At 57.9% G+C, this 748-nt stretch carries 1 protein-coding gene; it reads left to right on the top strand.

Annotated features, from left to right (window positions below):
- The coding region (locus B5F35_RS18240) for a hypothetical protein (protein ID WP_140401307.1) at nt 1–748 on the top strand (748 nt) is incomplete at both ends.

Genomic DNA, 748 nt, shown 5'->3' on the forward strand with positions numbered 1-748 from the left:
GATAAGCCGGACAATGCCAGGTTCCTGGCAGAGCACTATGGCGAGAACGGCGCAGGCTTTTATCTGGATGGCCGACAGTATGCCATCTGGTACAACGCCGAGGGAATCCGCATTGCCCAGGGCGAAAGCGCCCAGCGTTCCAGCGCCACCCTCATCCCCTGGGAACAGGCGGCGGCCCGTATCCGGGAACTGCTGGACTTGGGCCGGTATATGCCCCAGAGCGAGCTGGACCGGGTGGACGGGTATGAACGCCAGCAACGGGCCGCGCAGCTATGGTATCTCCGGCAGGATTTTGCAGAAGGCACCGCCGATGCAGGCTATCTTCCCACGGTGAATGCCATTTACGGTAAAAATCATGGGTTTCCAGAGGAAAGTGCCGCCATAAGTGATTTGTTAGGCCATCCGGAGGGGCTGCAGAACCTGCGGGATGAGCTGGAGCAGTTTGTCCAGGCATACAGAGAGAACCGGGAACTGCTGCGATTCCATTTCCACCGTCCGCAAAAATTGCTGGAGCAGCTTTTTGATCTGCAGCGGGAACCGCTGCACTTTACCGCCGCAGAGGGATATGACCCCCAGCGGCGTTTTTTCATCTCCGGGGACGAGATCGACAACCTTCTCCGGGGTGGAAAACGCAGCATTGATTACCGGCTGGCCGTGTATTCTTTCTATCGCAACCACACAGAGCGCAAGGAACGGGAGAATTTCTTAAAGCACTACCACGGCGAGTACAGCGGCCATTCCGGTGGGA

It is taken from the genome of Anaeromassilibacillus sp. An200 (genome assembly GCF_002160025.1).
In the GTDB taxonomy this organism is placed as follows: domain Bacteria; phylum Bacillota; class Clostridia; order Oscillospirales; family Acutalibacteraceae; genus Caccousia; species Caccousia stercoris.